The organism is uncultured Campylobacter sp. (assembly GCF_937921625.1).
Lineage (GTDB): Bacteria > Campylobacterota > Campylobacteria > Campylobacterales > Campylobacteraceae > Campylobacter_B.
Map to the genome: position 1 here is coordinate 59,752 of NZ_CAKZTI010000036.1, position 25,923 is coordinate 85,674.

General features: G+C 36.9%; 23 protein-coding genes. All 23 read left to right on the forward strand.

Going from position 1 to position 25,923, the window contains the following annotated elements; all coding sequences use genetic code 11:
- The first annotated feature begins 10 nt into the window (after nt 1-10).
- Complete coding sequence (gene rfbG / locus Q0101_RS05745) at nt 11-1,084, forward strand: CDP-glucose 4,6-dehydratase (RefSeq protein ID WP_297943379.1); 1,074 nt, start codon at nt 11-13, stop codon at nt 1,082-1,084.
- Entirely contained in the window at nt 1,081-2,871 is a 1,791-nt protein-coding gene (locus Q0101_RS05750) for a thiamine pyrophosphate-binding protein (protein WP_297943181.1), read from the forward strand. The genes rfbG and Q0101_RS05750 overlap by 4 nt, the downstream gene beginning before the upstream one ends.
- A complete protein-coding gene (locus Q0101_RS05755) occupies nt 2,864-3,592 on the forward strand; it encodes an HAD-IIA family hydrolase (protein WP_297943183.1) in 729 nt (242 codons plus the stop codon). The genes Q0101_RS05750 and Q0101_RS05755 overlap by 8 nt, the downstream gene beginning before the upstream one ends.
- Nucleotide 3,593: 1 nt before the next feature.
- A complete protein-coding gene (locus Q0101_RS05760) occupies nt 3,594-4,379 on the forward strand; it encodes an aldolase/citrate lyase family protein (RefSeq protein ID WP_297943185.1) in 786 nt (261 codons plus the stop codon).
- Entirely contained in the window at nt 4,376-5,305 is a 930-nt protein-coding gene (locus Q0101_RS05765) for an NAD-dependent epimerase/dehydratase family protein (protein ID WP_297943187.1), read from the forward strand. Before Q0101_RS05760 ends, Q0101_RS05765 begins: the two co-directional genes overlap by 4 nt.
- Nucleotides 5,302-6,633 (forward strand): lipopolysaccharide biosynthesis protein RfbH, encoded by a 1,332-nt coding sequence (rfbH, locus tag Q0101_RS05770; protein ID WP_297943189.1) that lies wholly within the window; start codon nt 5,302-5,304, stop codon nt 6,631-6,633. Before Q0101_RS05765 ends, rfbH begins: the two co-directional genes overlap by 4 nt.
- Before the next feature lie 138 nt (nt 6,634-6,771).
- Complete coding sequence (gene wecB / locus Q0101_RS05775) at nt 6,772-7,908, forward strand: non-hydrolyzing UDP-N-acetylglucosamine 2-epimerase (RefSeq protein WP_297943191.1); 1,137 nt, start codon at nt 6,772-6,774, stop codon at nt 7,906-7,908.
- Nucleotides 7,905-9,104 carry a UDP-N-acetyl-D-mannosamine dehydrogenase gene (gene wecC / locus Q0101_RS05780; protein ID WP_297943193.1) on the forward strand — a complete coding sequence of 400 codons (1,200 nt, stop codon included), beginning with the start codon at nt 7,905-7,907 and terminating at the stop codon, nt 9,102-9,104. The genes wecB and wecC overlap by 4 nt, the downstream gene beginning before the upstream one ends.
- Before the next feature lie 21 nt (nt 9,105-9,125).
- Complete coding sequence (locus Q0101_RS05785) at nt 9,126-11,255, forward strand: bi-domain-containing oxidoreductase (RefSeq protein ID WP_297943195.1); 2,130 nt, start codon at nt 9,126-9,128, stop codon at nt 11,253-11,255.
- 19 nt (nt 11,256-11,274) lie between these two features.
- A complete protein-coding gene (locus tag Q0101_RS05790; RefSeq protein ID WP_297943197.1) occupies nt 11,275-12,537 on the forward strand; it encodes an oligosaccharide flippase family protein in 1,263 nt (420 codons plus the stop codon).
- Between the two features lie 4 nt (nt 12,538-12,541).
- Nucleotides 12,542-13,630, forward strand: a complete 1,089-nt coding sequence (locus Q0101_RS05795) for a DegT/DnrJ/EryC1/StrS aminotransferase family protein (RefSeq protein WP_297943199.1) — start codon at nt 12,542-12,544, stop codon at nt 13,628-13,630.
- Nucleotides 13,623-14,135 carry an acyltransferase gene (locus Q0101_RS05800; protein WP_297943201.1) on the forward strand — a complete coding sequence of 171 codons (513 nt, stop codon included), beginning with the start codon at nt 13,623-13,625 and terminating at the stop codon, nt 14,133-14,135. The genes Q0101_RS05795 and Q0101_RS05800 overlap by 8 nt, the downstream gene beginning before the upstream one ends.
- Nucleotides 14,125-15,081 (forward strand): Gfo/Idh/MocA family oxidoreductase, encoded by a 957-nt coding sequence (locus tag Q0101_RS05805; protein WP_297943203.1) that lies wholly within the window; start codon nt 14,125-14,127, stop codon nt 15,079-15,081. The genes Q0101_RS05800 and Q0101_RS05805 overlap by 11 nt, the downstream gene beginning before the upstream one ends.
- Entirely contained in the window at nt 15,078-16,040 is a 963-nt protein-coding gene (locus Q0101_RS05810) for a GDP-mannose 4,6-dehydratase (RefSeq protein WP_297943205.1), read from the forward strand. The genes Q0101_RS05805 and Q0101_RS05810 overlap by 4 nt, the downstream gene beginning before the upstream one ends.
- Complete coding sequence (locus Q0101_RS05815; RefSeq protein ID WP_297943207.1) at nt 16,037-17,116, forward strand: DegT/DnrJ/EryC1/StrS aminotransferase family protein; 1,080 nt, start codon at nt 16,037-16,039, stop codon at nt 17,114-17,116. The genes Q0101_RS05810 and Q0101_RS05815 overlap by 4 nt, the downstream gene beginning before the upstream one ends.
- Nucleotides 17,117-17,266: 150 nt before the next feature.
- Entirely contained in the window at nt 17,267-17,833 is a 567-nt protein-coding gene (locus tag Q0101_RS05820; RefSeq protein ID WP_297943208.1) for an acyltransferase, read from the forward strand.
- Between the two features lie 33 nt (nt 17,834-17,866).
- A complete protein-coding gene (locus Q0101_RS05825) occupies nt 17,867-19,030 on the forward strand; it encodes an N-acetyl sugar amidotransferase (RefSeq protein ID WP_297943210.1) in 1,164 nt (387 codons plus the stop codon).
- Nucleotides 19,024-19,641, forward strand: a complete 618-nt coding sequence (gene hisH, locus Q0101_RS05830) for an imidazole glycerol phosphate synthase subunit HisH (protein WP_297943212.1) — start codon at nt 19,024-19,026, stop codon at nt 19,639-19,641. The genes Q0101_RS05825 and hisH overlap by 7 nt, the downstream gene beginning before the upstream one ends.
- A gap of 1 nt (nt 19,642) precedes the next feature.
- Nucleotides 19,643-20,404, forward strand: coding sequence for an AglZ/HisF2 family acetamidino modification protein (locus tag Q0101_RS05835; protein ID WP_297943214.1), 762 nt, complete (start codon nt 19,643-19,645; stop codon nt 20,402-20,404).
- 9 nt (nt 20,405-20,413) lie between these two features.
- Nucleotides 20,414-21,481 (forward strand): hypothetical protein, encoded by a 1,068-nt coding sequence (locus Q0101_RS05840; RefSeq protein ID WP_297943216.1) that lies wholly within the window; start codon nt 20,414-20,416, stop codon nt 21,479-21,481.
- A gap of 37 nt (nt 21,482-21,518) precedes the next feature.
- Complete coding sequence (locus Q0101_RS05845) at nt 21,519-23,573, forward strand: alginate lyase family protein (RefSeq protein ID WP_297943218.1); 2,055 nt, start codon at nt 21,519-21,521, stop codon at nt 23,571-23,573.
- A complete protein-coding gene (locus Q0101_RS05850; RefSeq protein WP_297943220.1) occupies nt 23,566-24,726 on the forward strand; it encodes a glycosyltransferase in 1,161 nt (386 codons plus the stop codon). The genes Q0101_RS05845 and Q0101_RS05850 overlap by 8 nt, the downstream gene beginning before the upstream one ends.
- A complete protein-coding gene (locus Q0101_RS05855) occupies nt 24,678-25,907 on the forward strand; it encodes a hypothetical protein (protein ID WP_297943222.1) in 1,230 nt (409 codons plus the stop codon). Before Q0101_RS05850 ends, Q0101_RS05855 begins: the two co-directional genes overlap by 49 nt.
- The last annotated feature ends 16 nt before the right edge of the window (nt 25,908-25,923 follow it).

A 25,923-nucleotide genomic window follows, 5' to 3' on the forward strand; every position in this document is an offset into this window, starting at 1 on the left:
AATGCAAGATATGCAGGATCTATACTCCGGAATTTATAATGGCAAAACAGTTTTGCTTACCGGGCATACCGGTTTTAAGGGCTCATGGCTTAGCTTATGGCTGGAGCGCTTGGGTGCAAAAGTGATAGGGTATTCGCTGCCGGCGCCTACAGAGCCAAACCATATAGGGCTTTTAAATTTAAATATCATCCAGATAATGGGCGATATACGAGATCTTGCTAAATTAAATGAAGTCTTTGCAGCTTATAAACCCGATATAGTATTTCACTTTGCCGCTCAGGCGCTGGTGCGCCCATCTTATGTTGATCCGATAACAACTTATGAAACCAATGTCATCGGCACGTTGAAAGTATTTGAAGCCTGCAGAAAGGCGGGCGTTCGCGCGATCGTGAATATCACCAGCGATAAGGCTTATGAAAATAAAGAGTGGGTTTGGGGTTATCGCGAGAACGATCCTATGGGCGGATATGATCCATATAGTTCGTCGAAAGGCTGCGCGGATCTTTTGGCTAGCTCATACCGAAATTCGTTTTTTAATGAAAAAGATTACGGCACAAAGCATCAAACGCTGCTTGCTACGTGTCGTGCAGGTAATGTCATAGGCGGCGGAGACTGGGCGCAAGACAGATTGATTTGCGACGTGATGCGCGCGGCAGCTAAAAATGAAGCGGTAACGATCCGCAATCCGCATGCGACGCGTCCTTGGCAGCATGTGCTCGAGCCGCTTAGCGGATATTTGCTTGTGGGGCAAAAAATGCTTGAAGGACGAAAGGAATTCGGCAGCGCATGGAATTTCGGTCCTAGCGATGATGGCGCGATTAGGGTGCTTGATGTACTAAAGAGCGCCAAGCGATATTGGGATAAGATAGAATTTCAAATCAATTCCGACATAAACCAGCCTCATGAGGCAAATTTATTGAAGCTTGATTGCTCTAAGGCACATGCGCTGCTTGGCTGGAAGCCCGTTTGGAATAGTGAAACGGCATTTGAAAAAACTGTAAAATGGTATAAAAATTTCTACGAAAACGGCGCGATCGATACCGAACAAAATTTAAACGACTACGTAAAAGAGATGATGCGATGATAAAAGTTAGCGATTTTATAGCAAAATTTATAGCCGAACACGAAGATACTGCAAAGACCGTATTTATGGTCTCAGGCGGCGGCAATATGCACCTGATAGATTCGCTTGGCAAAAATGAAAATTTAGAGTATGTCTGTAACCATCACGAACAGGCTTGCGCGATAGCCGCAGAGGGATATGCGCGCGTCTCAAATAAGATTGGTATCGCGTATGTTACCACAGGCCCCGGCGGAACGAATGCGATTACCGGCGTTTACGGTGCCTGGGTGGATTCGATCCCTACGATGATCATATCGGGGCAAGTGAAATTTCAGACGACCATTGCTTCGCAACCCGAGTTAAATTTACGTCAGCTCGGCGATCAAGAGGTTAATATCATTGATATTGTAAGACCTATCACAAAATACGCCGTAATGATAACGGATAAAAATAGCATAAAATTTCATCTGCAAAAAGCTATTTATGAGGCTAAGCACGGCAGACCCGGACCCGTATGGCTGGATGTGCCGCTAGACATACAAGGCGCGATGGTGGACGAAGCAGATCTGGTAGAATTTGAAATCCCCGAAGAGCCGAAATTCGATACAAAAATCCCGCAGGTTTTAGATGCGTTAAAAGCTGCTAAACGCCCCGTTATCATTGTAGGTAACGGCGTAACGCTTGCCGGCGCTAACGAAGAATTTCTAAAACTAATCGAAATTTTAAAAATCCCCGTTATCGGTACTTTCGCTAGATACGATATCGTTAGAAATGACTATGAGCTGTTTTTCGGTAGATATGGCACTATTGGCAATAGAGCGGCAAATTTTGTCGTGCAAAATTCCGATCTCATCATTGCTATAGGTGCTAGATTAAATATCCGTGCAGTCAGCTATAACTGGGAATTCTTCGGCAGAGAAGCCAAAAAAATTTTAGTTGATATCGACCAAAACGAACTAAACAAAAAAACTATTGCCGCAGATATTAAGATAAAATCCGATGCGAAGGTTTTTATATCGGATTTGCGATCTGTGCTGAAAGACGAGCTAGATTTTGGAGCTTGGCTTGAAATTTGTAAAAATTACAGAAAGAATTATCCTACGATTGAGCCTTTTAGACAAAATGTAAAAGAGCGGGTTGATTCATATAATTTCTTCGATGTGCTATCTAATCATAAACGAGATTTAGTTTATGTATTCGGTAACGGTACGGCATGTGTTTCATCGTATCAGAGCTTGCGCTTATATGAGAATCAAAAGGTGGTAGTAAATTCGGGTTGTGCTTCTATGGGATACGATCTGCCTGCCGCAATCGGTGCCTGCTTCGCAAATGGCAAAAAAAATACGATTTGCGTTACGGGTGAAGGTAGCTTGCAGATGAATATTCAAGAGCTTCAGACAATAATTCATAATAAGCTTCCGATCAAAATCTTTGTTCTGAATAATGCAGGTTATATTTCTATCAGAAATACTCAAAACAACTTTTTTAAAGGGCACAAGGTAGGCTCAGATAAAGATAGCGGCGTCAGCTTTCCTAATATCGTAAAATTAGCAGAGGTTTATGGCTTTGAAGCCTGCAGGATAGAAAATCAGCTAAATTTAAAAGGGGAGTTGGAGGAAATTCTATCCAAACCAGGTGCGGTAGTTTGCGAAATAATGCTTTCACCTATTGAAAAAATGGAGCCAAAATTATCGTCTAAGATAAAGCCTGACGGCAAAATGGTTTCAAAGCCACTTGAGGATATGTTTCCGTTTTTGCCGCGAGAAGAATTTTATAAAAATATGATAATTAAGCCGGTAGATGAATAAAGCTGTAGTTTTTGACTTAGACGGGACTATTTATTTTGGGAGTAAAATTGCCGATTTTGCTTTGCAAACTATAGATGAGCTTCAATCCAATGGTTATAATGTCTTATTTTTTACTAATAATTCAACTAAAACAAGAGTTGAAATTTTAGATAAATTAATTCATATGGGTATAAGAACTACTGTAGATAAAATATATACCTCAGCTTATGCTAGTGCTATATTTTTGCAAAGAAATGATCTAAGAAATATATTTTTAGTTGGTAGCCGTGGTTTTAAAAGTGAATTAATGAATGCAGATATAAATGTCGAGGATGAGTATAGTTGTGAAGCCGTGGTAATTGGGCTTGATTTAAATTTTAACTATGAAATTTTATCAAGAGCTCTTATTGCATTACAAAAATCTCGTAGAATAATAGTGGCAAATACAGATAAAAATTTCCCGGTAGAAAATGGTCTTTTAAGACCCGGTGCCAATGCTATGCTAAGTGCAATCCTTGGTAGTATTGATGAAGAAATTAAGCTGGATATAGTAGGAAAGCCAAATCCTTTTATGCTCGAAATTTTATGTAAGGATTGGGGGCTTGATAAACAGCATATCGTTGTGGTAGGTGATAGGATAGAAAGTGATATGGCTATGGCAAAGAATTTTAATTGTAAAGGAATTCTAGTTGGCAATGATATTACATTGCTGAATGTTAAGAATAAAATTTTAAGGAGCTAAAATGAATGTTTTAGAATACGAGATGATCGATATTCTTAAAAGACTTAAAGACGAATACGGTGTTTTTGAGATCAAAGCAGAGTATGAGAATGAAGGTAGCAGGCAAGAAGAGCTTTGTAGACTAAAGGATATTACTTCTAAAATTGATCTGCCTATTATTATGAAGATTGGTGGCGTAGAAGCTGTTACCGATATGTATAATGCTATCACGCTTGGCGTAAAAGGGATCGTAGCCCCGATGGCGGAGACAAAATTTGCCGTTAGTAAGTTCGTGGCCGCTATAAATACCTTTGTAGCAGAAGATAACCGTAATGATATAGAATTCGCGATTAATGTAGAAACCATAACATGCTATGAGAATTTAGACGATATTTTATCTTTAGAAAATATCAATACATTAACCGGCATAACGATAGGCAGGGTTGATTTTACTGCTTCGATGGGCAAAAATAGGGATTTCGCAGATAGCGATGAGATGTTAAAATATTGCGAAGATATTTACACTAAAGCAAGGGCCAAAGGACTAAAATGCGGTCTAGGCGGAGCCATATCCGCGAAGTCATGCGATTTTATTAACTATCTCATTTCTAAAGGACTACTTGATAAATACGAAACGCGAAAGATCGTATATTGCAAAGATGCTGTAAACAATATGGAAGCCGGAATTTTAGCTGGCGTTGAATTTGAATTAGCTTGGCTTAAGAGCAAGCGTAGGTATTATCACAGAATCAAGTCCGAGGACGAGAAAAGAATCGAAATGCTTGAAAAAAGGCTAAGTAACAGATGAATCTTTTCATCACGGGCGGTGGCGGTTTTATTGGATCGCATCTAAAAAAGCATCTTGCGCTAAATGGTAATTTTAATGTTTTCGCTCCAAAAAGTAGCGAGCTAAATTTGACTGACGAAATCGCAGTTGACGATTTTGTCCGTGCGCATAAAATCGATACTATCGTTCATCTAGCCAATCGTGGCGGCGGTCGTGATACGCTGGATATGACAAATGTGACCGAGTATAATTTACGAATCTTTTTCAATATCGCCAAGCAAAAAAACAAGGTCGCAAAGATTATATCGTTTGGAAGCGGTGCAGAGTACGGTAAACACAAGCCGATAATAAATGCTCGCGAGGATGATTATAAAGAGGCGCTTCCGCTTGATGAATACGGTTTTTACAAAGCTATCACGTCGCATTACATTGAGGATTGCGCGGATAACATTATCCAGCTTCGTTTATTTGGAATTTACGGCGAAATGGAGAATTACCGCTATAAATTTATTACAAATGCCGTAGTAAAAAACCTACTGCACCTACCCATCACGATCAATCAAAACGTATTTTTTGATTATATGTATGTTGAGGATCTGCTAAACGTAGTGGAATTTTATATAGAAAATGACGTACGGCATAAAATTTACAACGCAAGTAGCGGAACAAAAATCGATCTGCTTAGCCTGGCTGCGCTGGTAAATGAGGCGAGCGATTTTAAATCCGAGATAAGCGTGCTAAATGAAGGGCTAAATAACGAATACACTTCCGACAATAGCCTATTAAAATCCGAAATGAAAGATAAATTCAAGCTTACGCCGCATTCGGAAGCGATCGGTAAAATTCATAAATATTTTAAACAAAATTTTGCTAGCTTAGACTTAGATACTATAAAAAAAGATCCATATTTGGGAAAAATCAATGAAATTTGGAAAGGCAAAAAATGACCCCGCAAGAATTAAAACAAGAAATTTTAGAAAAAACGAAAGAGTATTATAGGCTGGTTCATGAGCCGGCGCAGAGAGCTAAATTTGAACCCGGCAAAAGCCGTGTGAATTACGCAGGTAGAGTCTTTGACGAGCACGAAATGGTAAATTTGGTAGATAGTTCGCTTGATTTCTGGCTCACATACGGCACATATTCTAAAAAATTTGAAAAGGAATTTGCCAAAATGCTTGGCGTAAAATGGGCGTTTTTAGTAAATAGCGGAAGCAGTGCGAATTTGCTTGCATTCTTTGCGCTTACCTCGTCGCTTCTAAAAGAGCGCCGCATAAAGAAGGGCGATGAAGTTATAACAGTAGCAGCAGGCTTTCCTACGACGGTTGCGCCTATCGTACAATACGGTGCCGTTCCCGTTTTTGTCGATATGGAGCTTGAGTATTTTAACATAGACCATACGAAACTTGAGCTTGCGCTTAGTCAAAAAACAAAAGCCGTCATGGTAGCTCACACCCTGGGAAATCCTTTTAATATAAAAGCCGTGAAGGAATTTTGCGATAAACACGATTTGTGGCTTATCGAGGATAACTGCGACGCGCTGGGTTCTCTGTATGACGGTAAGCCGACCGGCACATGGGGAGATATAGGCACAAGTAGCTTCTATCCACCCCATCATATGACTATGGGCGAGGGCGGCGCTACATACACAAACAATCTGCTGCTTAAAAAAATTATGCTAAGTATGCGTGATTGGGGACGCGATTGCTGGTGTGAGAGCGGCGTAGATAATACCTGTGGCAGGCGCTTTTCGCAGAAATTTGGTGAGCTACCGCTTGGATACGATCATAAATACGTTTATTCGCACTTCGGATTTAATTTAAAAGCCTCCGATATGCAAGCTGCCGTGGGTTGCGCTCAGATAGAGAAATTTCCTAGTTTCGTGCAGCATCGTAGGCAAAATTTTAAAAAGCTTTATGACGGGCTGAAAGATATAAAAGAGCTTATCTTAGTTAAAGCTCAGCCACATTCCGAGCCTAGCTGGTTCGGCTTTATGATGACGGTTGCAGACGGGGCAAAATTTAGTAGAAACGAACTGAGCGAGCATCTAGAGAAGGCGGGCGTGCAAACAAGAAATTTATTTGCGGGCAATATGATCAAGCATCCGTTATTTGCAGAGCTTAAACTCGGAGTAGATTATAAAATTTCAGGCGAGCTAAAAAATACCGATAAGATAATGAACGATAGTTTCTGGGTAGGCGTATATCCCGGTATGAGTGATGAGAAGATAGGGTATATTATAAAAACTGTTAGAGGATTTGTATCTACTAAAAGCTAAAATATAAATTAGATCTAAATTTTAAAGCTATATGCAATGTAAATGGTGTCATTTTATTTGGTTAAGCGCCGATATAGCAAAATTTAATTAAAATTACGGCGATAAATTTGGTTAAAAAACCGATATTTAGGGGAGTTTATGACGAAAAGGAAAATTTTAATAGTATTTGGAACGCGCCCAGAGGCCATTAAGATGGCTCTGTTGATAAAGGAATTTCAAAAGCGCGCGGAATTTGAAGTGAAGGTTTGCGTCACGGCGCAGCACAGACAGATGCTCGATCAGGTTTTGGAATTCTTTGAGATAAAGCCTGATTTTGATCTAAATTTAATGAAGCAAGGGCAGGATCTGTACGATATTACGTCTGGTGTTTTACTTGGTATGCGCGATGTATTTAGTGAATATACCCCGGATATCGTGTTTGTGCATGGAGATACGACTACTACTTATGCTGTTTCTTTGGCGGCGTATTATCAAAAAATAGATGTTGCTCACGTAGAAGCTGGACTTAGGACGCATAATATCTATTCGCCGTTTCCTGAAGAGATAAATAGGCAGATGACGGGGCTCATAGCTAAATATCACTTCGCGCCGACTGCCGACGCAAGAGATAATCTATTAAAAGAAGGCAAAGATTCAAAAAATATAGTCGTTAGCGGCAACACCGTTATAGACGCGCTTTTGTGGACGATAGACAAAATCGAAAACAACGAGCTGCTAAAAAATAAAATTTTATCCTTTATAAATTCCAAATATAAGCTTAGTGATAGAAAATTTATTCTCGTTACAGGACACAGACGAGAGAATTTCGGAGAAGGCTTTGTTAATATTTGTGAGGCTTTACGTGAAATAGCGCTAAAAAACGAAAATATCGACATCGTTTACCCCGTGCATTTAAATCCAAATGTAAGAAAGCCTGTAGGAGAAATTTTATCGGGCATTTCGAATATATTTTTAATCGATCCGCTAGAGTATGATAGTTTCGTCTATCTTATGAGCAAGTCATATATGATAGTAACAGATAGCGGCGGCATCCAAGAGGAGGCGCCGAGCCTTTGCAAGCCCGTTTTAGTTATCAGAGAAACTACCGAAAGACCTGAAGGGATAAGGGCGGGATGCGTTAAACTTATCGGCACCAAGCGCGAAAATATCATAAAAGAGGTGCAAAAATTATTAAATTTAAAAGATGAATATGATAAAATGAGTAAAAATACAAGTCCGTATGGCGACGGTAAAGCTTGTAAAAAAATACTGGAATTTTTAAAAGGAATATTATGAAAAAAGTTTGCATCTTAGGTCTTGGGTATATAGGGTTGCCGACAGCAGCACTTTTGGCAAATAGGGGCTATAAAATCCACGGCGTTGACGTGGTGCAGAGCGTTGTGGATACGATCAATGAGGGTAAAATTCATATCGTCGAGCCGGAACTTGACGTATTTGTTAAAAAAGCAGTGCAGAGCGGAAATTTAAAAGCAGACGTTAAGCCTGATTTCGCAGACGTTTTTATCATAGCTGTTCCGACGCCGTTTCGAGACGGATACGTGCCAAATATCGATTATGTCATAAGTGCGGCAAAATCTATAATACCATACGTAAAAGACGATAATATGGTCGTTTTAGAATCCACTTCACCGGTAGGTACTACCGAAAAGATAGGTGAAATTTTAAAAAATGGCGGTGTTGATATTTTTAAAATTTATATCGCTCATTGCCCGGAGAGAGTTTTGCCGGGTAAAATTTTAAAAGAGCTTACGCAAAACGATAGAATCGTGGGTGGAACTACAGAAATTGCTACTAAAAAGATAGCGGAATTTTATGGAGAATTCGTTAGTGGTAACGTTTTGCAGACGGATTCTAAGACTGCAGAGATGTCAAAGCTTACAGAGAATTCTTTCCGCGACGTAAACATAGCCTTTGCAAACGAACTTAGTATTTTGTGCGATAAATTCGGCATCAATGTTTGGGAGCTTATCTCGCTAGCAAATCGCCATCCGCGAGTTAATATTTTAAACCCGGGCTGTGGCGTAGGCGGGCACTGCATAGCGGTCGATCCGTGGTTTATCGTCCATGCGGGCGGCTACGAAGCGAGGCTGATCAAATCCGCAAGAGAGGTCAATGATCACAAAGCTGAGTGGTGTATAGAAAAGATCAAAAACGCGGCTTTAAAATTTGAGCTGCAAAACGGCAAAAAGCCCAAAGTCGCGTGTATGGGGCTTGCTTTTAAGCCCGACATCGACGATTTGCGGGAGTCGCCTGCGCTAAATATAACCAGACGCCTGATCGCAGACGGCGTCGATGTGATCGCCGTAGAGCCCAATATCAAGGCTCACAAGGATTTTGAGATAGCGGACTATAAAAAGGCTGTTGAAATTTCGGACATTGTCGTATTTTTGGTCGGACATAAGGAATTTAAAGGGCTGAAAATAGAAAAAGAAGTTTTGGATTTTTGCGGTGTGCGAAATACTAATATTTAATATTTTTTAAGGTTATAGTCAATGATACAAGCAATAGTTAAAAAAGGTAAAGTTTTAGCAGAACAGATCCCCGCTCCAAGCGTTTCAAAGGGATGCGTTCTTATAAAAGTAGTAAATAGCTGCATATCGGCGGGCACCGAGATAAGCGGCGTATCAAATAGCGGCAAGAGTCTGATCAGAAGGGCCTTAGAGCAGCCTGAGAATGTCAAAAAAGTCATCAATATGGTGAAATCCGACGGTATAGCCAGCGTCTATGCGAAGGTAAAAGGCAAGCTTGATAACGGAAATCCGACTGGCTATTCGCTTAGCGGCGTCGTCATAGCGGTCGGAGAGGGCGTTTCAAATTTTGAGATCGGAGAGCGCGTCGCCGCAGCCGGTGCAGGGCTTGCAAACCACGCAGAATACGTAGATGTGCCTAAAAATTTAGTTATGAAAATGCCGCAGGATATGGACTTTGAGCGGGCTTGCACCGTGACGCTCGGCGGCATAGCGATGCAGGGCGTTAGGCGGATTGATCTAAGGCTGGGTGAGACCTGCGTAGTGGTCGGTGCGGGGATTTTGGGACTTCTTGCAGTGCAGATGCTTAAAATTTCAGGAGTGAGGGTCGCAGTTAGCGATTTTGACGATAGGCGCTTGCAGATAGCAAAGGAATACGGCGCTGAGCTAACTATCAATCCTTCAAAGGAAAATTTGCTAGACGTCGTTGCGTCTTGGAGCGGCGGATACGGCGCCGACGGAGTGCTATTTACCGCCGCTACGAGCAGTAGCGAGCCGCTATCGCAAAGTTTTCAGATGTGCAAGAAAAAGGGCAGAGTGGTGCTTGTAGGTGTTGCCGGTATGCAGATAAATAGAGAGGATATGTATAAAAAGGAGCTTGATTTCCTCATCTCCACATCCTATGGCCCCGGTCGCTACGATAAGAGCTACGAAGAGGGGGGGCTTGATTATCCGTTTAGCTACGTAAGATGGACGGAAAATCGAAACATGAGCGAGTATCTAAGGCTGGTAAATGAAAATTTGATAAAGTTGGATAAGCTCATAGACGCAAAATACCCTATCGAGCAGGTAACGGAGGCGTTTGAATCGCTACAGACTTCGCAGAATAAGCCGCTTATGGTTTTGCTAGACTACGGCGAGGCAAATTTAACCGAAATTGATAGCTATCTAAATCACGATAAAAAAATCATCATAAGCTCCGCGCCAGTAAATAGGGATGTCATAAACGTCGCGTTCGTCGGCGTCGGCGGATTTGCCACCGGGATGCATCTGCCTAATATCTCAAAGCTTACGGATAAATATAAAATTTACGCGATCATGAACCGAAGTGGGCATAAGGCAAAGGCGGTGGCTCAGCAATACGGAGCGAACTACGCTACTTCAAATTTAGACGATATTTTAAATGACAAAAACGTTGATCTGGTGATCATCTCCACAAGGCACGATAGCCATGCGGAGCTTACTTTAAAGGCGCTTGAAGCGGGCAAAAACGTATTTGTAGAAAAGCCGCTTGCGACAAACAAAGACGAGCTTGAAAAGATAAAGAAATTTTACGAAGGGGGAGGCGACAAGCCCCTTTTATTCGTGGGATTTAATAGGCGATTTAGCGCTTACGCGCAGGAGATAAAAAAGCACACGAGTGCTAGAATAAATCCGATGATAATCAGATATAGGATGAACGCTGGCTACATACCGATGGATCATTGGGTGCACGAAAACGGCGGCAGAATGGTAGGCGAAGCGTGCCACATAATAGATCTGATGACGGCACTAACGGGAAGCGAGATACAGAGCGTATTTTCGCAGGCCATCACGCCGAGTAATGAAAAATATAGCGCCGAGGATAACAAATCCATCGTCTTAAAATACAAAGACGGCTCGGTGGCAAACATCGAGTATTTTGCAAACGGTAGCAAGGAGCTGGGCAAGGAATTTATGGAGATCCACTTTGACGGCAAGAGCATTATTTTGGACGATTACAAAAGCCTTAAAGGATACGGAGCGGGGGTGAAAGAAATTTCAACAAACGTAAGCCAAAAGGGGCAGCTCGAAGAGCTCGAGGCACTATTTGGGACTCTAAAAGGAAACAAAAAAGGCTGGCCGATAGAGCTTTGGGATATGGTGCAGACGACGGAAGTGACATTTTGTATTTGATAAAATTTAAAGTATATCAATGATAAAAAAGATACTTTCAGATAGTTTTATATATACAGTTGCTAATATTTTAACAAAAGCAATAGGCTTTATAATGATTCCTGTATATACCACTTTTCTCTCCACAAAAGAATACGGAGTTGTTGATTTGTTGGTTGTTACCGGGAGTATAATATCTGTAGTTATTGGGCTTGAAATTCATCAAGCGGTATCTAGATTTTTCCCAGAATCCAATAATAATGATAAAATAACAATAGTTTCAACTGCTTTTTGGAGTATAGTATTTTTATACGTTTTTTTTATTATTTGTACCACTCCTTTCTATTCAAGGATATCTGTTTTTCTTTTTGATAGTACAAAATATAAGGAGATCGTATTTATAGCTTTTTTATCATTTGGATTCAATTTTATTTACTACTATTGTAGTAGTCAGTTAAAATGGCAATTAAAATCTAAACAAAATTTATTAGTCAGCTTTATATATAGCCTGATTGTTGCAATAATTACATACTTTATGCTACTTTATGGGTATGGTATTATGTCCGTATTTATAGCACAGATCATTGCATCTATAGTATGTGCTATATTGTCATATATGTATTCAAAAGAATATTATGCTTTTATTTTTAATTTAAGCTGTTTGAAAAAAATGATTAGTTTCTCTTTACCATTGGTATTTTCTGTTATCATGGCCTATGCTATGGTATATGCCGACAGGTTTATAATTAAATATTTTTTATCAGTAGAAGATGTTGGTATATATGGTATTGCTTTTAGATTTGCATCGGTAATTACTTTGCTAACCTCCGGTATACAAACAGCATTGACGCCATTAATATATACACATTATCGAGATAAGAATACGCCGGCTTCAATAGCAAAAATTTTTAATTATTTTATAATTTTATCTATTTTATTAATTTGTTTTTTATTTTGTTTTTCGGAGCACATAGTGCGTTTGGTCGCAAATGAATTTTATATAAAAGCTGCAACCATCATTCCATGGTTATCAATATCTATTTTGTTTATAGGCATTATAAATTTTGCGCCCGGAGTATTTATAGCAAAAAAGACGTCATATGTCTTATATATAAATATTTGTTCGTTGGTCTTAAACATACTTTTAAATTTGGTATTAATAAAAAAATATGAGCTAATGGGCTCGGCTTATGCAACCGCAATAAGTAGTTTTATTTATTTTATGCTATACTGTGTTATAGGTCAAAAGTATTATTATATACCATATTTTTGGACAAGAAATAATTTCAAATTAAGGAGATAGGAAAATGGAAGTAAATTTTATAAATTTGCAAGCTCAATATCAGCAATATAAGGCCGAGATAGACAATGAGATACGCGATGTTTTGGAAACATCCACATATATAATGGGCGACAAAGTAGCTCTGCTAGAAAACAAATTGGCTAGTTTTGTAGGCGTTAAACACGCTATTGCATGTGGAAATGGTACGGATGCATTATTGCTTTCTTTGATGGCATTAGACATTAAGAATGGGGATGAGGTAATAACAAGTCCATTTACTTTTATCGCGACTGCTGAAATGATAGCTTTTGTAGGGGCAAAGCCCATTTTTGTTGATATTGATGAAAAAACATATAATATAGATCCTTCAAAAATAGAAGCAGCTATAACGCCAAGGACAAAAGCTATAATGCCGGTTTCTATTTTTGGTCAAGTACCAGATATGGATAAAATAAATGATATTGCAAAGAAACATCATTTAAAAGTGATAGAAGATGCGGCACAAAGCTTCGGTGCTTTATACAAAAATAAAAGATCTTGTAGTCTCTCCGAAATAGCTACAACATCATTTTTCCCGGCGAAACCACTTGGCTGCTATGGCGATGGCGGGGCAGTTTTTACTAACAATGATGATTTGGCGAGACAAATTCGTATTATCCTAAATCACGGACAAACTAAAAAGTATGTTCATAGTTGTATAGGAATAAATGGACGTTTAGATACAATTCAAGCAGCGGTCTTAAATGTAAAATTAAAGTATTTTGAAGATGAAATCGCTATCAGACAAAAAATCGCAAATACTTATAAAGATAATCTTAAAGGAGTTACTGTCCCATTTGTGGAGGACCATAATCTATCTGTTTGGGCGCAATACTGCATAAGAGTAAAAGATAGGGACGATGTGATAAAAAGATGCAATGATAATGGAATTCCTACCGGCGTTTATTATCCAATACCTCTACATTTGCAGGAGGTTTTTTATTATTTGGGATACAAAAAAGGCGATTTTCCAATTGCAGAAGAGGTATCAAATGATATTATGGCTATACCTATGTCAGCTTTTGTTACAAAAGATGAACAAGATTTAATTATAAAGGTTATAAACAATGGATAATTCATATTTTATACATCCAAATGCCCATGTTTCACCGCAAGCAAAGATAGGAGACGGAACTAAAATTTGGATAAATTCACAGGTTAGAGAAGATAGCGAAATAGGTAAAAATTGCATTATATCAAAAGATACATATGTTGATATCGGTGTAAAAATTGGTGATAATTGCAAAATACAAAACGGTGTTTCTATATACCATGGTGTTGTGATTGAAAATGATGTATTTGTAGGACCGAACGTTAGTTTTACAAACGATAAAATCCCAAGAGCATTTAATACAAATTGGCAAATTACTAAAACTATTATAAAAAATGGTGCTAGTATAGGTGCAAATTCAACAATAGTTTGTGGCGTAGTTTTGGGTGAATATTGTATGGTTGCCGCCGGTAGCGTAGTAACAAAGAATGTTGAACCATATAGCCTAGTTATGGGAAATCCTGCAAAACATTTTAGCTATATAGATAAAATGGGCAATAAAATACAAGGCAATCCAGATGAAAAATAAAACTGCAAAAATAGGCCTACTAGGAATCGGGGTGATGGGGCAAAACCATCTTAGAAATTTATCAATGTTAAAACAAGTTGAAATTGCCTTTATATATGATTTAGACAAACAAGCTTGTGATAAAATTTCAAAAATTTATAATGTCCCGGTTTCAGATAATTTAGAGAGAGATTTAAAAGGGGTTGATGGCGTAATAATAGTAACGCCTACTTTTACGCACTTTGATTATATAAAATTGGTCTCGAAGTATGTTAAAAATATTTTTGTAGAAAAGCCATTGACATCTACCCTTGAAACAAGTAAAGAGGTGGCAAAATTGGCAAAAGAGCTAAATCTAAAAATTCAGGTCGGTTTTATAGAAAGGTATAATCCTGCTGTCGTTGCATTACAAAATGTAATAAGCAATAGCAAAAATACTATCGCTATTGATTTTTCTAGGACAAATAAAGTTAGTAGTAGAATAACCGATGTTGATGTGATTATGGATTTAATGATTCATGATATTGATTTGGCATTAAAATTTAATGGCGAAGTGGATAAAATTTACGCACACGGCTACATAAAAAATCAAATGATAGAGTATGCAAGAGCTATAATAACACATAAAAATGGCTCTTTTTCTAATATTTTAGCAAGTAGAATTACAGAAAAAAGAACAAGAAATATTTGCGTAACTTGCGATGATAAATATATTGACTGCAATCTTCTAAGCAAAGAAATATTTGTCAACAAACAAACTATCGAGCAATACATAGACAATGTATCCATATCATCAAAAATCGAGATAGTTGATGTAAGACCGCAAGAGGCATTGTTGCTTGAACTTATAGATTTTGCAAAGCTGTGCAACGGCGATGATGTTGTGGTGGCTAATGAGTGTAGTGGGTTGGCGGCTATTGAGGTTGCTAGTGTTATTCAAAAAGAAATTATGGAGGCAGTAAAGTGAGACCAAAAATAAATAATAGCAATATACTCGTAACCGGCGGAGCCGGGTTTATAGGCAGTCACCTGGTAGATAGGTTATTATCTGAGGGTGCAAAAAGTATTGTAGCGATGGATAATATGTTTGCCGGTAGCGAATCAAATTTGCAAAATGCCATAAGCAAAGGTGTTATTTTGTATAAAGACGATATAGAGATATGCTCTAGCTTGGAGTATATTTTTACAAATCATAATATTGATATAGTCTTTAATCTAGCAACAAAAGCACTTAATTACTCTTTTGTAAATCCAAAAAATGCCTTTGATACAAATGTAAACGGTGTTTTAAATTTGCTTGAATTTCAAAAAAAAGGTTTTTTTAAAACATTAGTTCATTTTTCTACATCAGAAGTTTATGGCAGTGCTGTTTATGAGCCTATGGATGAAAAACACCCTATTTTTCCCACTACTGCTTATGCGGCAGGTAAGGCTGCTGCTGATCTTGCGCTTACTTCGTGGGTAAAGATGTTTAATTTAGACGCTTTTATAGTAAGACCTTTTAATAATTATGGGCCAAGACAAAATTACAAAGGCTATTTATCTGGCGTTATTCCGATAACCGTTTATAAAATTTTAAATGGAATCCCGCCTGAGATACATGGAGATGGAAAGCAAAGTAGAGATTTTATTTACGTTTATGATACTATTGATTCCATTATGAAGCTATATTCTATAATGGAGGCTGGTGATAGCGTTAATATCTCATCTAAAAATCAAACATCTATATCGGATGTAATCCACAAAATAGCTAACATCATGGATTATAAAGGCGATATAATATCGAAAGAGGCCAGGGCGTCCGATGTTAAATGCCATAATGCGAGTAATTCTAAGCTTATATCCTTGATTGGCGATACAAAGAATACGACATTTGATGACGGACTAAGACAGACGATAAACTGGTATAAGGAGAATATAAAATGATAAAGTTAATAAAACCATATATTTCATTTGATGAAGTAGAGAGCGATTTCAAAAAGATATTTGATAGCGGATATTTTACAAAAGGCGTATTTGTAGAAAAATTTAGAAATGAAATCGCTTCTTACACGGGTGCAAAATATGCATATCTTACAACTTCTGCTACTACCGCTCTGTCTATTTCATTAAAAGCTGTTGGGGTTGGGAGTGGAGATGAAGTTATAGTCTCAGATTTTTCTTTTCCCGCTACTGCTAATGTGGTGGAGGATTTAGGAGCCATACCGATTTTTGCCGATGTAGATTTTGATACGTTTAATATGCTGCCGGAGTCATTAGCAAGTAAAATTTCAAAAAAGACAAAAGCAGTTATTTTTGTAGATGCATTAGGCAATCCATCCGGTATTCATAAAATAAGTGAGATATGCAAAGAAAAAGGTATCCCGCTAATAGAAGATGCCGCATGCGCTATCGGTAGTAGCGAATTTGGTGTAAAATGTGGCAATATAGCGGATATTACTTGTTTTAGTTTTCACCCTAGAAAGCTACTTACTACCGGAGAGGGCGGGGCAATAACATTTAACGATTCTAAAATGGTAGATTTTTTTGATGTTAAATTAAATCATGGCTCTAAATTTGAGAATAATAAATTTAACTTTATTGATTATGGATATAATTATAGAATGTCAGAGCTACAAGCCGCAATGGGTATCGTCCAAATCAAGAAAATAGATGACATAGTGGCATTAAGAAATAAGATGAGGAAGCAATTTGCAAAACAATTAGAGCTTTATGGATTTGAAATTCAAAAGGTTTCAGAAGGCGCAATACATAATGTTCAATCGCTCGTCTTTAAAGTTCCAAAAAATATTATAAGAGATAAATTAATCGCATATTTAAAAAATATAGGCATTGAAAGCACAATAGGGACATATTGTCTTAGCGGTACATCATATTATTCTAAAAAATATAACGCAGTTCAAAAAAACGCACTTTACTTGCAAGAGCAAACAATTACATTGCCTTGCTATAATGATTTAGATGTTTTATTTGTTTGTGATAAAATAAAAGAGTTTTCATGAGTATTTTTTGGTATAAATATAGTCCGTGTGCTAGGGAATAAATTTTTTAAGTAGACTTTTGGTTGCGTTATGGAGATAGTAAGATTTTTGAATATTAAACATTATATTAGTATAAGTAGCAAATTTGCATCTAGGAGATATGATTTATAAATGAAAAAAGACATAAATTCAAATATTTTGCAGGAATTAAAAGACTGGGGTGGCGGTGCTTGGGAACAAAAAGCATTGATTTTTCTGATTAGGATATATAATGCTTTGTTTCTAAGTAAAAAAAACAAATTTAATAGAGGCTTATCCTTTGCGGATTGTTTCGTTGATAGGTGGGAAAAGGCGAAAACACTTGGATTTGGAGAAGGCAGCAGTGTTTATGATAATGTATTGGTTTTGGGGGATGTAAATGTAGGATGCAATACTTGGATAGGACCAAATGTGATATTAGATGGTAGCGGAGGACTAGAAATTGGTTCAAATTGTTCTATTTCGGCTGGTGTGCAAATTTATTCTCATGATAGTGTAGGGTGGTCCATAAGTGGTGGTAGAGCCAATTACGAATATGAGCCAACCAAGATAGAAGATAATTGTTATATAGGACCTAATGTTATAATACAAAAGGGTGTTACAATAGGCAAAGGAACTATTATAGGAGCCAATAGTTTCGTTAATAGAGATATTCCGGCCAATAGTAAGGCATTTGGAACACCGGCCAAAATAGTATGATATAATAAAGATAATATAGAAAGCAAAAAAAAGATGAATAATGATAATTTAAAAATTTGCACTAGATGTATTTATGATAGTAGAGTTCCGTATATCACATTTGATGAAAATGGTGTCTGTAACTATTGCCATCAACTGGATAAGATAAAAAGTGATTACAAAACTGGTACAAAAGAGGGCGAAGAAGAATTTAAAAAGATAGTAGAACAAATTAAAAAGGACGGTATTGGGAAAAAGTATGATTGTGTTATAGGCGTTAGCGGCGGAACGGATTCATCCTATATGCTATATCTGGCAAAAAAAATGGGGCTTAGACCATTGGCGGTTCATTATGATAACACGTGGAATAGCGCCATAGCAACGCAAAATATTAGAAAGGTCCTAACTGGGCTTGATATAGATTTATACACTTATGTAGTAGATAATAAAGAAGTTGACGATATTTTTAGATCCTTTTTTTTGGCTGATGTCGCTGAAATTGAGGCATCAACCGATTTGGCATTGGCTGAGATTATGTATAGAGCGGCTTGGAAGTATAATATAAAATATGTTTTGGAGGGCCATTCGTTTATAGAAGAGGGAATAACCCCTGTTGGTAGAAACTATTTTGATGGAAAATATATCGAATCAATACATAAAATGTTTGGCAAAATGCCCATGAGGACCTATCCTTTGATGACACTAGCTAGATTTTTGTTTTGGACCGCCGTTGTTAGGATTAAAAAGATAAGACCTTTTTGGTATATTAGCTATAACAAAGAAGATGCTATGAAATTTTTAGAAAAAGAGTATGATTGGAGATATTATGGCGGACATCATTTAGAAAATAGAATGACTTCATTTTTTCACAGCGTCTATTTACCGCAAAAATTTGGTACAGATATGCGAAATAATACCCTTTCGGCAAAGGTCAGAAATGGAAAAATGAGTAGAGATGACGCGCTGGCGGAATATAATAGCGAGCCCTATGTAGAAAAAGACCTGGTCGAGTATTTTAAAAAAAGATTAGATTTAACCGATAAGCAATATGAAGAAGTGATGAATAGAAAGCCAAAAATATGGTATGATTACCCAACGTATAAAAAGACTTTTGAGAGATTAAGGCCGCTTTTTAAAATTCTTGCAAATGCAAATTTAGTTCCTATGAGTTTTTATTTAAAATATTGCTTCCCTATGCCAAAGGATAGAGAGTGGTAACAATTGTAAATTATGGTATGGGCAATCTTGGTTCCATTAAAAATATGTTTAAATATATCGGCGTAGAGGCTATTATAGAAAGTGATATTGATAAAATTGCAAAGGCGAGCAAGATACTTTTGCCGGGAGTCGGTTCTTTTGACGCTGCAATGAAAAGAATCAATGATAGTAATTTAATTGAAGTTCTTAACGAAAAGGCATTAAAAGAGCAAATCCCAATCCTTGGCATTTGTCTTGGTATGCAGCTTCTGACAAATTCAAGCGATGAGGGGAATTTGAAAGGACTTGGGTGGATAGATGCAAAAACATTAAGTTTCAGAAATTTTCTACAAAGCAATGTAAGGGTGCCGCATATGGGTTGGAACTATGTCAAAATTTCAAATACTAGTTTATTAACCGCCGGACTAAAAGAAGACGAAGAGGCTAGATTTTATTTTGTTCATTCGTATTTTGTTAGAGTAGAAGATGAGAGAAATTCTATTTTAAAAACAAATTATGGTATAAATTTTGACAGCGCAATACAAAAGGATAACATCTATGGCGCTCAGTTTCATCCAGAAAAAAGTCATAAATTTGGTATGAAAATATTTGAAAATTTTGCAAGGATATAAGATGCTGCAAACAAGAGTGATACCATGTCTGCTTTTAAAAAATGAAAGCCTTGTAAAAACAATCAAATTTAAAAAATATAGCTATATAGGCGATCCTGTAAATACTGTTAGAATTTTTAACGAGATAGAAGTAGATGAGTTGATGTTCTTAGATATTTTTGCCTCAAAAGAAGATATAGATATAAATTTTAGAATTTTGCAAGATATTGCAAATGAATGTTTCATGCCCCTTAGTTACGGCGGCAATATAAAATCCTTTGACGATGCGAAGAGAATTTTTGAAATCGGCTTTGAAAAGATTGTAGTGAACTCAAATGCTTTTAAAAATCTCGATTTGATAGAAAAAATTTCAAGTCACTTTGGTGCACAAAGCATTATTGGTTCTGTTGATGTCGGCAAGGATTTTTTTGGTAAAAAACATATATATTCTCATCATGGGACAAAAAGACAAAAATATGATATTTTAGAATGGGTTAAGCGATTACAAGCGGCCGGTGTTGGAGAAATAATTGTTACATCTATTGAAAAAGACGGCACTTGGGGCGGATATGATATACAAACGCTTAAAGAAGTTGTCGAAAATACAAATATACCAATAATCGCAAATGGTGGATGTGGGAAAATAGAGGATATAAGAGATGCTGTTAAATTGGCTGGTGTTTCGGCATGTGCTGTCGGTAGTATGGTTGTATACCAGAAAAAAGGCATGGGCGTTTTGGTAAATTTCCCAAATAAAAATATCTTAGAGGAAATGTTAAAATAGGAGCTAAAAATGATTTATCAAATAGGACTTTTGGCTGGTTGGCCATATGCAATATCGGAAAATTTAAGAAAAAGAGGATTTGAAGCTATAAATATAATATTAACTTCTGAAGATAGAGGTGCTATAAATGATAAGCAAGGCAAAGAAATATTATCAAAAAGAGCCTTAAAATATGACAAGGCTTTAAATAGCGGTAAAGATAGTGCTGTTGTTAAGCTATTTAATAGGATAAAATTAGTTTTTGAGATTATTAAAAACGGGCAGATGGTTCATTATCACGGCGGGACAATACTACCATTTTGTCTTGATACATATATTTTTAAATTTTTTAAAATTCCAATGTTTATTAGTTGGGGTGGTACGGATGCAAGAATTGTAGAAATGGCAGTTAGCGATAACCCATTTTTCTATAGATTTAACGATTCTTATACGGATAAAAAAATAAGACAAAAAATGCGTGTTTTAGCAAAGAATGGAGTAAATGTTTTAACAGATCCGGAAATGGAAACTTATTGTATGCCATTTTTTAAAAAGATTTACAGATTTAGACAGCCTATTGACATAGAAATACTTGATAGTTATTTGGGTTCGAAAAAAGAAGATGGGAACGGTATTGTTAGGATTTTACATATGCCAACTCAGGTTATACCAAGAGGTACTGTTTTTGTAGAAGATGCAATTAATAGGTTACAAAAAGATGGTTATAAATTTGAATATAGATTTATAACCAATTTAACTCAGCATGAAGTTTATCAAGAAATAGTAAATTGCGATATATTGGTTGATGAGCTAAGAACGGGTTCGCACGGTGTTTTGGCGCTCGAATCTTGCGCTTTATATAAACCTACAATTACATACATTAAAGAGAGCATAATAGATAAGTTTCCAAAAGAGCTGCCATTTGTGAATACAAATCCTATAACAATTTACGATAATCTTAAATTTTTAATTTTAAATCCTCAGGCAAGAGAGGAGCTGGGTAAAAAGAGCAGAATGTATGTAGAAAAATATCATGAAATAGACCTAGTTGTTGATGATTTAATTAAAATTTATAAAGAATGCGGTGCAAAGATATAGATTAATGATATATTTTTATTTTAAGAAACTCACATCAATGACGCCAAGACTAATTTTATTAAAAATTTATAATAAATTTTACGTATTTTTTTACAATAAAAGTAAATATTATATCGATTTAATACGAGGCAATACTCATATAAATTTTAACGTTCCGATCATAAAATCCGGCTATATAAATATAAAAGAGCTTGACCTGTCAAATATAGATCCTAATGTCGCAAGATATCTATCCAAAATGTATATCGACCATAAATTTGATCTACTCGGCAGCGGCTGGGTAAAAAATAGCTATGATAGCGCGGCGCTCGGGCTTGAGGGCTACAAATACGATATGAATGTTGCGGCGCCCGCGAATGTGCCCGAAGGCTACGAGCCGATCGATTGGCAAAAAGATGTTAAAAGCGGCTTTCGGTGGAGCGAAAAAAAATGGTACAAAGATCAGCGCATAGCCCATAAACCGGGCAGCGATATAAAGGTGCCGTGGGAGCTTGCGAGGTTGCAACATCTGCCGCAGCTTGCTATTTTTGCGATGGCGGATCCGAGTTTAAAGGAGCAAAATTTAAAAGAATTTAAAAACCAAATTTTAGATTTTATCCGCAATAATCCGCCTCGAATGGGCGTAAATTGGGCCTGTACGATGGACGTGGGCATCAGGGTCGCCAATATGCTGGCGGCTTGCGATATGTTTTGCCAGATGGACAGTGGCGGAATTTTGGATCAAAATTTCAAGCAGACCTTTTCAAATAGCGTCTACGAGCATGCGCTTCATATCGTAAATAATCTGGAATATTCGCCGCATCTTACGTCAAATCACTATCTAAGCGATATCGCGGGCTTGCTGCAAGCTTGCGCGTATTTGAACGGCGGCGGTGAGATAGACGCGTGGCTGGCGTTTGCCGTGCAAGAGATAATTTGCGAAATGAAAAAGGAATTTTACGAAGACGGCGGAAATTTCGAGAGTTCTACGAGTTACCACCGCCTAAGCGGCGAGCTGATGGCGTATGCCACGGCTATGATACTGGGTCTAAAAAGCGAGAAAATTTCGTCGCTAAAAAATTACGATGCAAAGTTTTGGCGTAAAAAACCAGAACTCTTGCCTTTAGAGGAGCAGGAATTTAAAATTTTAAACGGACAAATAGCGCTGCCGCAGTGGTTCGCAGACAGGCTGTATAAAATCGGCAGGTTTACCGCAGATATCACGAAGCCAAACGGCGAAGTGCCGCAATTTGGCGATAACGACAGCGGCAGGTTTTTCAAATTTAGCCCAAACGGCGAGTTCTTGAGCAACGAACAAGCCGTGCGAAAATATCTAAATTTAAGCGGCTCCCAGGGCGGCGGCGAGCCGTTTTGGGATGAAAATATCTTAAACCACTCCACGCTAATTAGCTGTATGGGCGGAATTTTCGATGATGAGATATTTAAAAATGAAATGCGCTTTGAGAGAAGCTTTGTTTACTCGCTCGCAGGGCGTACGCTGCAAGCGGTCGATAAAACGTATAAAAGTCAGGTCGCTTCTGGCGTGAAATTTAGCGAACTGCCGCACCGAAAAAGCATGGAATTTAAAATTCCAAATTCGCAAGAGATCAAAAATCTATTTTATCCGGACAGCGGAATTTTTATTTTCAAATCAGATAAATTTTACCTCGCTATCTGCGCTACGCCGCTTGGACAGAATGACCACGGCGGACACACGCACAACGACAAGCTAAGCTACGAGCTGTGGATAGACGGCCGCGACATAGCGAGGGATCCAGGTACATATCTTTATACGCCGATCCCCGGCAGAAGAAATGAATTTCGAAGCGTCAAGGCTCACAACGTGCCGATTATAAGCGATTTGGAACAAAATAGTTGGGGCGAGGGAGCGATCGGATTATTTGGAATGTTTGCAGAGTGCATATGTGAAGTGGCGGATTTTGGAGAAAATTTTATAAGTCTCGCCGCAGAATATAAAGGCGTAAAAATTATTAGAAAATTTGAGATAAAAGGGGACAGCCTGGAGATTATCGATATGGCAAATAGGGAATTTTATTATAGTAAATTTGAGTTATATTCAAATGGGTATGGAAAGTTGATAAAAAATGTCTAAAAAAGTTTTAATGGCCGTTGCAAATTACTATACTTCGCCGTTTCAAGTCGGCAGCCATCACTATGCCAGGGCGTTTGAAAAGCTAGGGTATGAGGTACTTTTTATCTCAAATCCTATCTCGCCTATACATAAAATTTTTGCAAATAGCAACGAGCTAAAAGAGCGGGAAAGAATTTATAAAAAAGGCGGCGAGCGCGCAGGCGGCATTTTTTATTATGTTCCGCGCTCCCTTTTTACTCCTCAAAACAAGCCGTTTTTATCGTCAAATTTTATCTTAAACAATTGGCAAAATTTTACGCGTCCGAATTTATTAAATTTTATAAAGGAGCGGGGTTTTAATGAGGTTGATATATTGTGGTTTGATAGCCCATTGTTCGGCTTTTTGCTAGATTCTGTAACTTATAAAAAATCGATTTTAAGGATAGCCGATTATTCAAAAGGTTTTAATGCAGTTTCTGATACGCAGTTTAAAGCCGAGATAAATATCGCGAACAAGGTAGATGCAGTCATTTATACGGCTAAAAATTTAAAAGAAAAATATGCCGAGATAAAAGATAAATCTAAAATGAAATATGTGCCAAATGGCATTGATCTTGATTTCTTTAAAGCGGCAGATAGGTCTTTGCCGCAGGAGCTTGAAGATATTCCTGAGCCTAGGGTAATTTACGTAGGCGCAATACATGATTGGTTTGATGTGGATTTAGTATATTACTGTGCTAAAAATTTGCCAAATTATAGTTTTATTATAATAGGTCCGGAGCAAAAAGACCTATCTTTACTTAAAAAGCTAAAAAACGTGCATATTTTAGGCTCTATTCCATACACTAAAATCCCTGCGTTTTTATATAATTCGCAAGTGGGCATAATTCCTTTTAATGTTAAGGATTATCCTGATTTAGTAAATAATATCAATCCGCTAAAGGTATATGAGTACTTTGCTGCCGGAATTCCCGTTGTTGCAATTAGTTGGCAAGAACTAAAGCAACTTGAAGATTTGGTTTTTTTGTCTAATTCGAAGGAGGATTTTATGCTTAATATAGAAAAATCTATGCATTCAGATAAGGATAGAATGGATAAAGCCGCTAATTTCATAAAGGATAATGATTGGAACGCAAAAATACAAAAAATATTGAATTTACTTTTCTCTATATAATAGCTTTTACTTTGTATTGCTTAAATAATTTTGTTGATAGATTTAGCCTATTTTATTTTGGCTCATATGCGTATATATATAAGGCTTTAATTTATTTAATATGGTTATTTATAGCTGTTTTTTCTTTTAGAAAAAAGACTTCCATATATATGAATATTTTTATTTGCATATTATTTATTTATATGTTTTTTGATATTAAAATCGGAGCTGTTGCCTTTATAACATATTTTTTACCAGTTATTGCAACCTTCTTTTTCTTTTCAAATTGTATTAGATCAAAAACTCAAATTAATTTTATTATTTCTGGGCTGGGTTCTTTTTTTATATTATCGGTTTTTTATGCTGTATTTAATGAGATATTTGGCTATGCCGACTTCGAAAAAGAGGCTTTTAATTTGTTGGGTAACTTATTTGAATCGGATGGAGAAATTAGAACAAGATCATTTTTTGTGGGGGAACAGACTTTATACATATATGGCATTTCTATTGTCGTGCTATCTTTTATTTTTAGGAATAAATATAAATATATTTTTTTATTGGCTCTTGTAGCTCTATCTTGCTTTCATATTCCTAAAAACCCATTGATGTTCGTTGTTATCCTTATTTCTATGCTATTTTTCTTAAAAATTAAATTTAATCCTATGTTATTTCATATATATTTCTTTGCAAATATTTGTATATTATATTATTTTGCGACAATCACATATCTTTCAGGCGTGTGGTCTTTATACGGCTCCTGGCTTTATTATACTCCTTTTGGTGCACCTAGTGTTATAACTAGATATGAAATCTGGGATAATGCTATCTCTCTCTTCTTTGCTAATCCTTTTGGATATGGTCTTGGAGCGGCTTCGTATGTTTTTGGCAACGCAAAGATTATTACACCCCATTCTGAATATTTAAAAGCACTTATAGAGCTTGGAGTACTTGGCTTTTGTGTATTTTATGCATTTTTATATCATATAATAAAGATGGCTTGGTTATTATATATAAAAATGAAAGATAATATATTTTTATATTTTATAGCATATATTTTTGCTTTTGTTTTTATAAGCTTTTTTAATGATCATTTTTTTGGAAATGCTGAGAAGCTGTTTTTTTGGATGATTACCGGATTGATATATAACTTTAACGATAAAGCATTAAACGGGAAATTTGATGCTTCTATTAAACAAAAGTAGATTGATATATTTTTAT

Coding starts and splice junctions, on each gene's coding strand:
- Q0101_RS05760 (WP_297943185.1), top strand. CDS start 3,594: ATGAATGTTTTAGAATACGAGATGATCGATATTCTTAAAAGACTTAAA.
- Q0101_RS05815 (WP_297943207.1), top strand. CDS start 16,037: ATGATAAAGTTAATAAAACCATATATTTCATTTGATGAAGTAGAGAGC.
- Q0101_RS05765 (WP_297943187.1), top strand. CDS start 4,376: ATGAATCTTTTCATCACGGGCGGTGGCGGTTTTATTGGATCGCATCTA.
- rfbH (WP_297943189.1), top strand. CDS start 5,302: ATGACCCCGCAAGAATTAAAACAAGAAATTTTAGAAAAAACGAAAGAG.
- Q0101_RS05755 (WP_297943183.1), top strand. CDS start 2,864: ATGAATAAAGCTGTAGTTTTTGACTTAGACGGGACTATTTATTTTGGG.
- Q0101_RS05800 (WP_297943201.1), top strand. CDS start 13,623: ATGGATAATTCATATTTTATACATCCAAATGCCCATGTTTCACCGCAA.
- rfbG (WP_297943379.1), top strand. CDS start 11: ATGCAGGATCTATACTCCGGAATTTATAATGGCAAAACAGTTTTGCTT.
- Q0101_RS05850 (WP_297943220.1), top strand. CDS start 23,566: ATGTCTAAAAAAGTTTTAATGGCCGTTGCAAATTACTATACTTCGCCG.
- Q0101_RS05790 (WP_297943197.1), top strand. CDS start 11,275: ATGATAAAAAAGATACTTTCAGATAGTTTTATATATACAGTTGCTAAT.
- Q0101_RS05820 (WP_297943208.1), top strand. CDS start 17,267: ATGAAAAAAGACATAAATTCAAATATTTTGCAGGAATTAAAAGACTGG.
- Q0101_RS05785 (WP_297943195.1), top strand. CDS start 9,126: ATGATACAAGCAATAGTTAAAAAAGGTAAAGTTTTAGCAGAACAGATC.
- Q0101_RS05825 (WP_297943210.1), top strand. CDS start 17,867: ATGAATAATGATAATTTAAAAATTTGCACTAGATGTATTTATGATAGT.
- wecB (WP_297943191.1), top strand. CDS start 6,772: ATGACGAAAAGGAAAATTTTAATAGTATTTGGAACGCGCCCAGAGGCC.
- Q0101_RS05795 (WP_297943199.1), top strand. CDS start 12,542: ATGGAAGTAAATTTTATAAATTTGCAAGCTCAATATCAGCAATATAAG.
- Q0101_RS05750 (WP_297943181.1), top strand. CDS start 1,081: ATGATAAAAGTTAGCGATTTTATAGCAAAATTTATAGCCGAACACGAA.
- wecC (WP_297943193.1), top strand. CDS start 7,905: ATGAAAAAAGTTTGCATCTTAGGTCTTGGGTATATAGGGTTGCCGACA.
- Q0101_RS05805 (WP_297943203.1), top strand. CDS start 14,125: ATGAAAAATAAAACTGCAAAAATAGGCCTACTAGGAATCGGGGTGATG.
- Q0101_RS05840 (WP_297943216.1), top strand. CDS start 20,414: ATGATTTATCAAATAGGACTTTTGGCTGGTTGGCCATATGCAATATCG.
- Q0101_RS05835 (WP_297943214.1), top strand. CDS start 19,643: ATGCTGCAAACAAGAGTGATACCATGTCTGCTTTTAAAAAATGAAAGC.
- Q0101_RS05845 (WP_297943218.1), top strand. CDS start 21,519: ATGACGCCAAGACTAATTTTATTAAAAATTTATAATAAATTTTACGTA.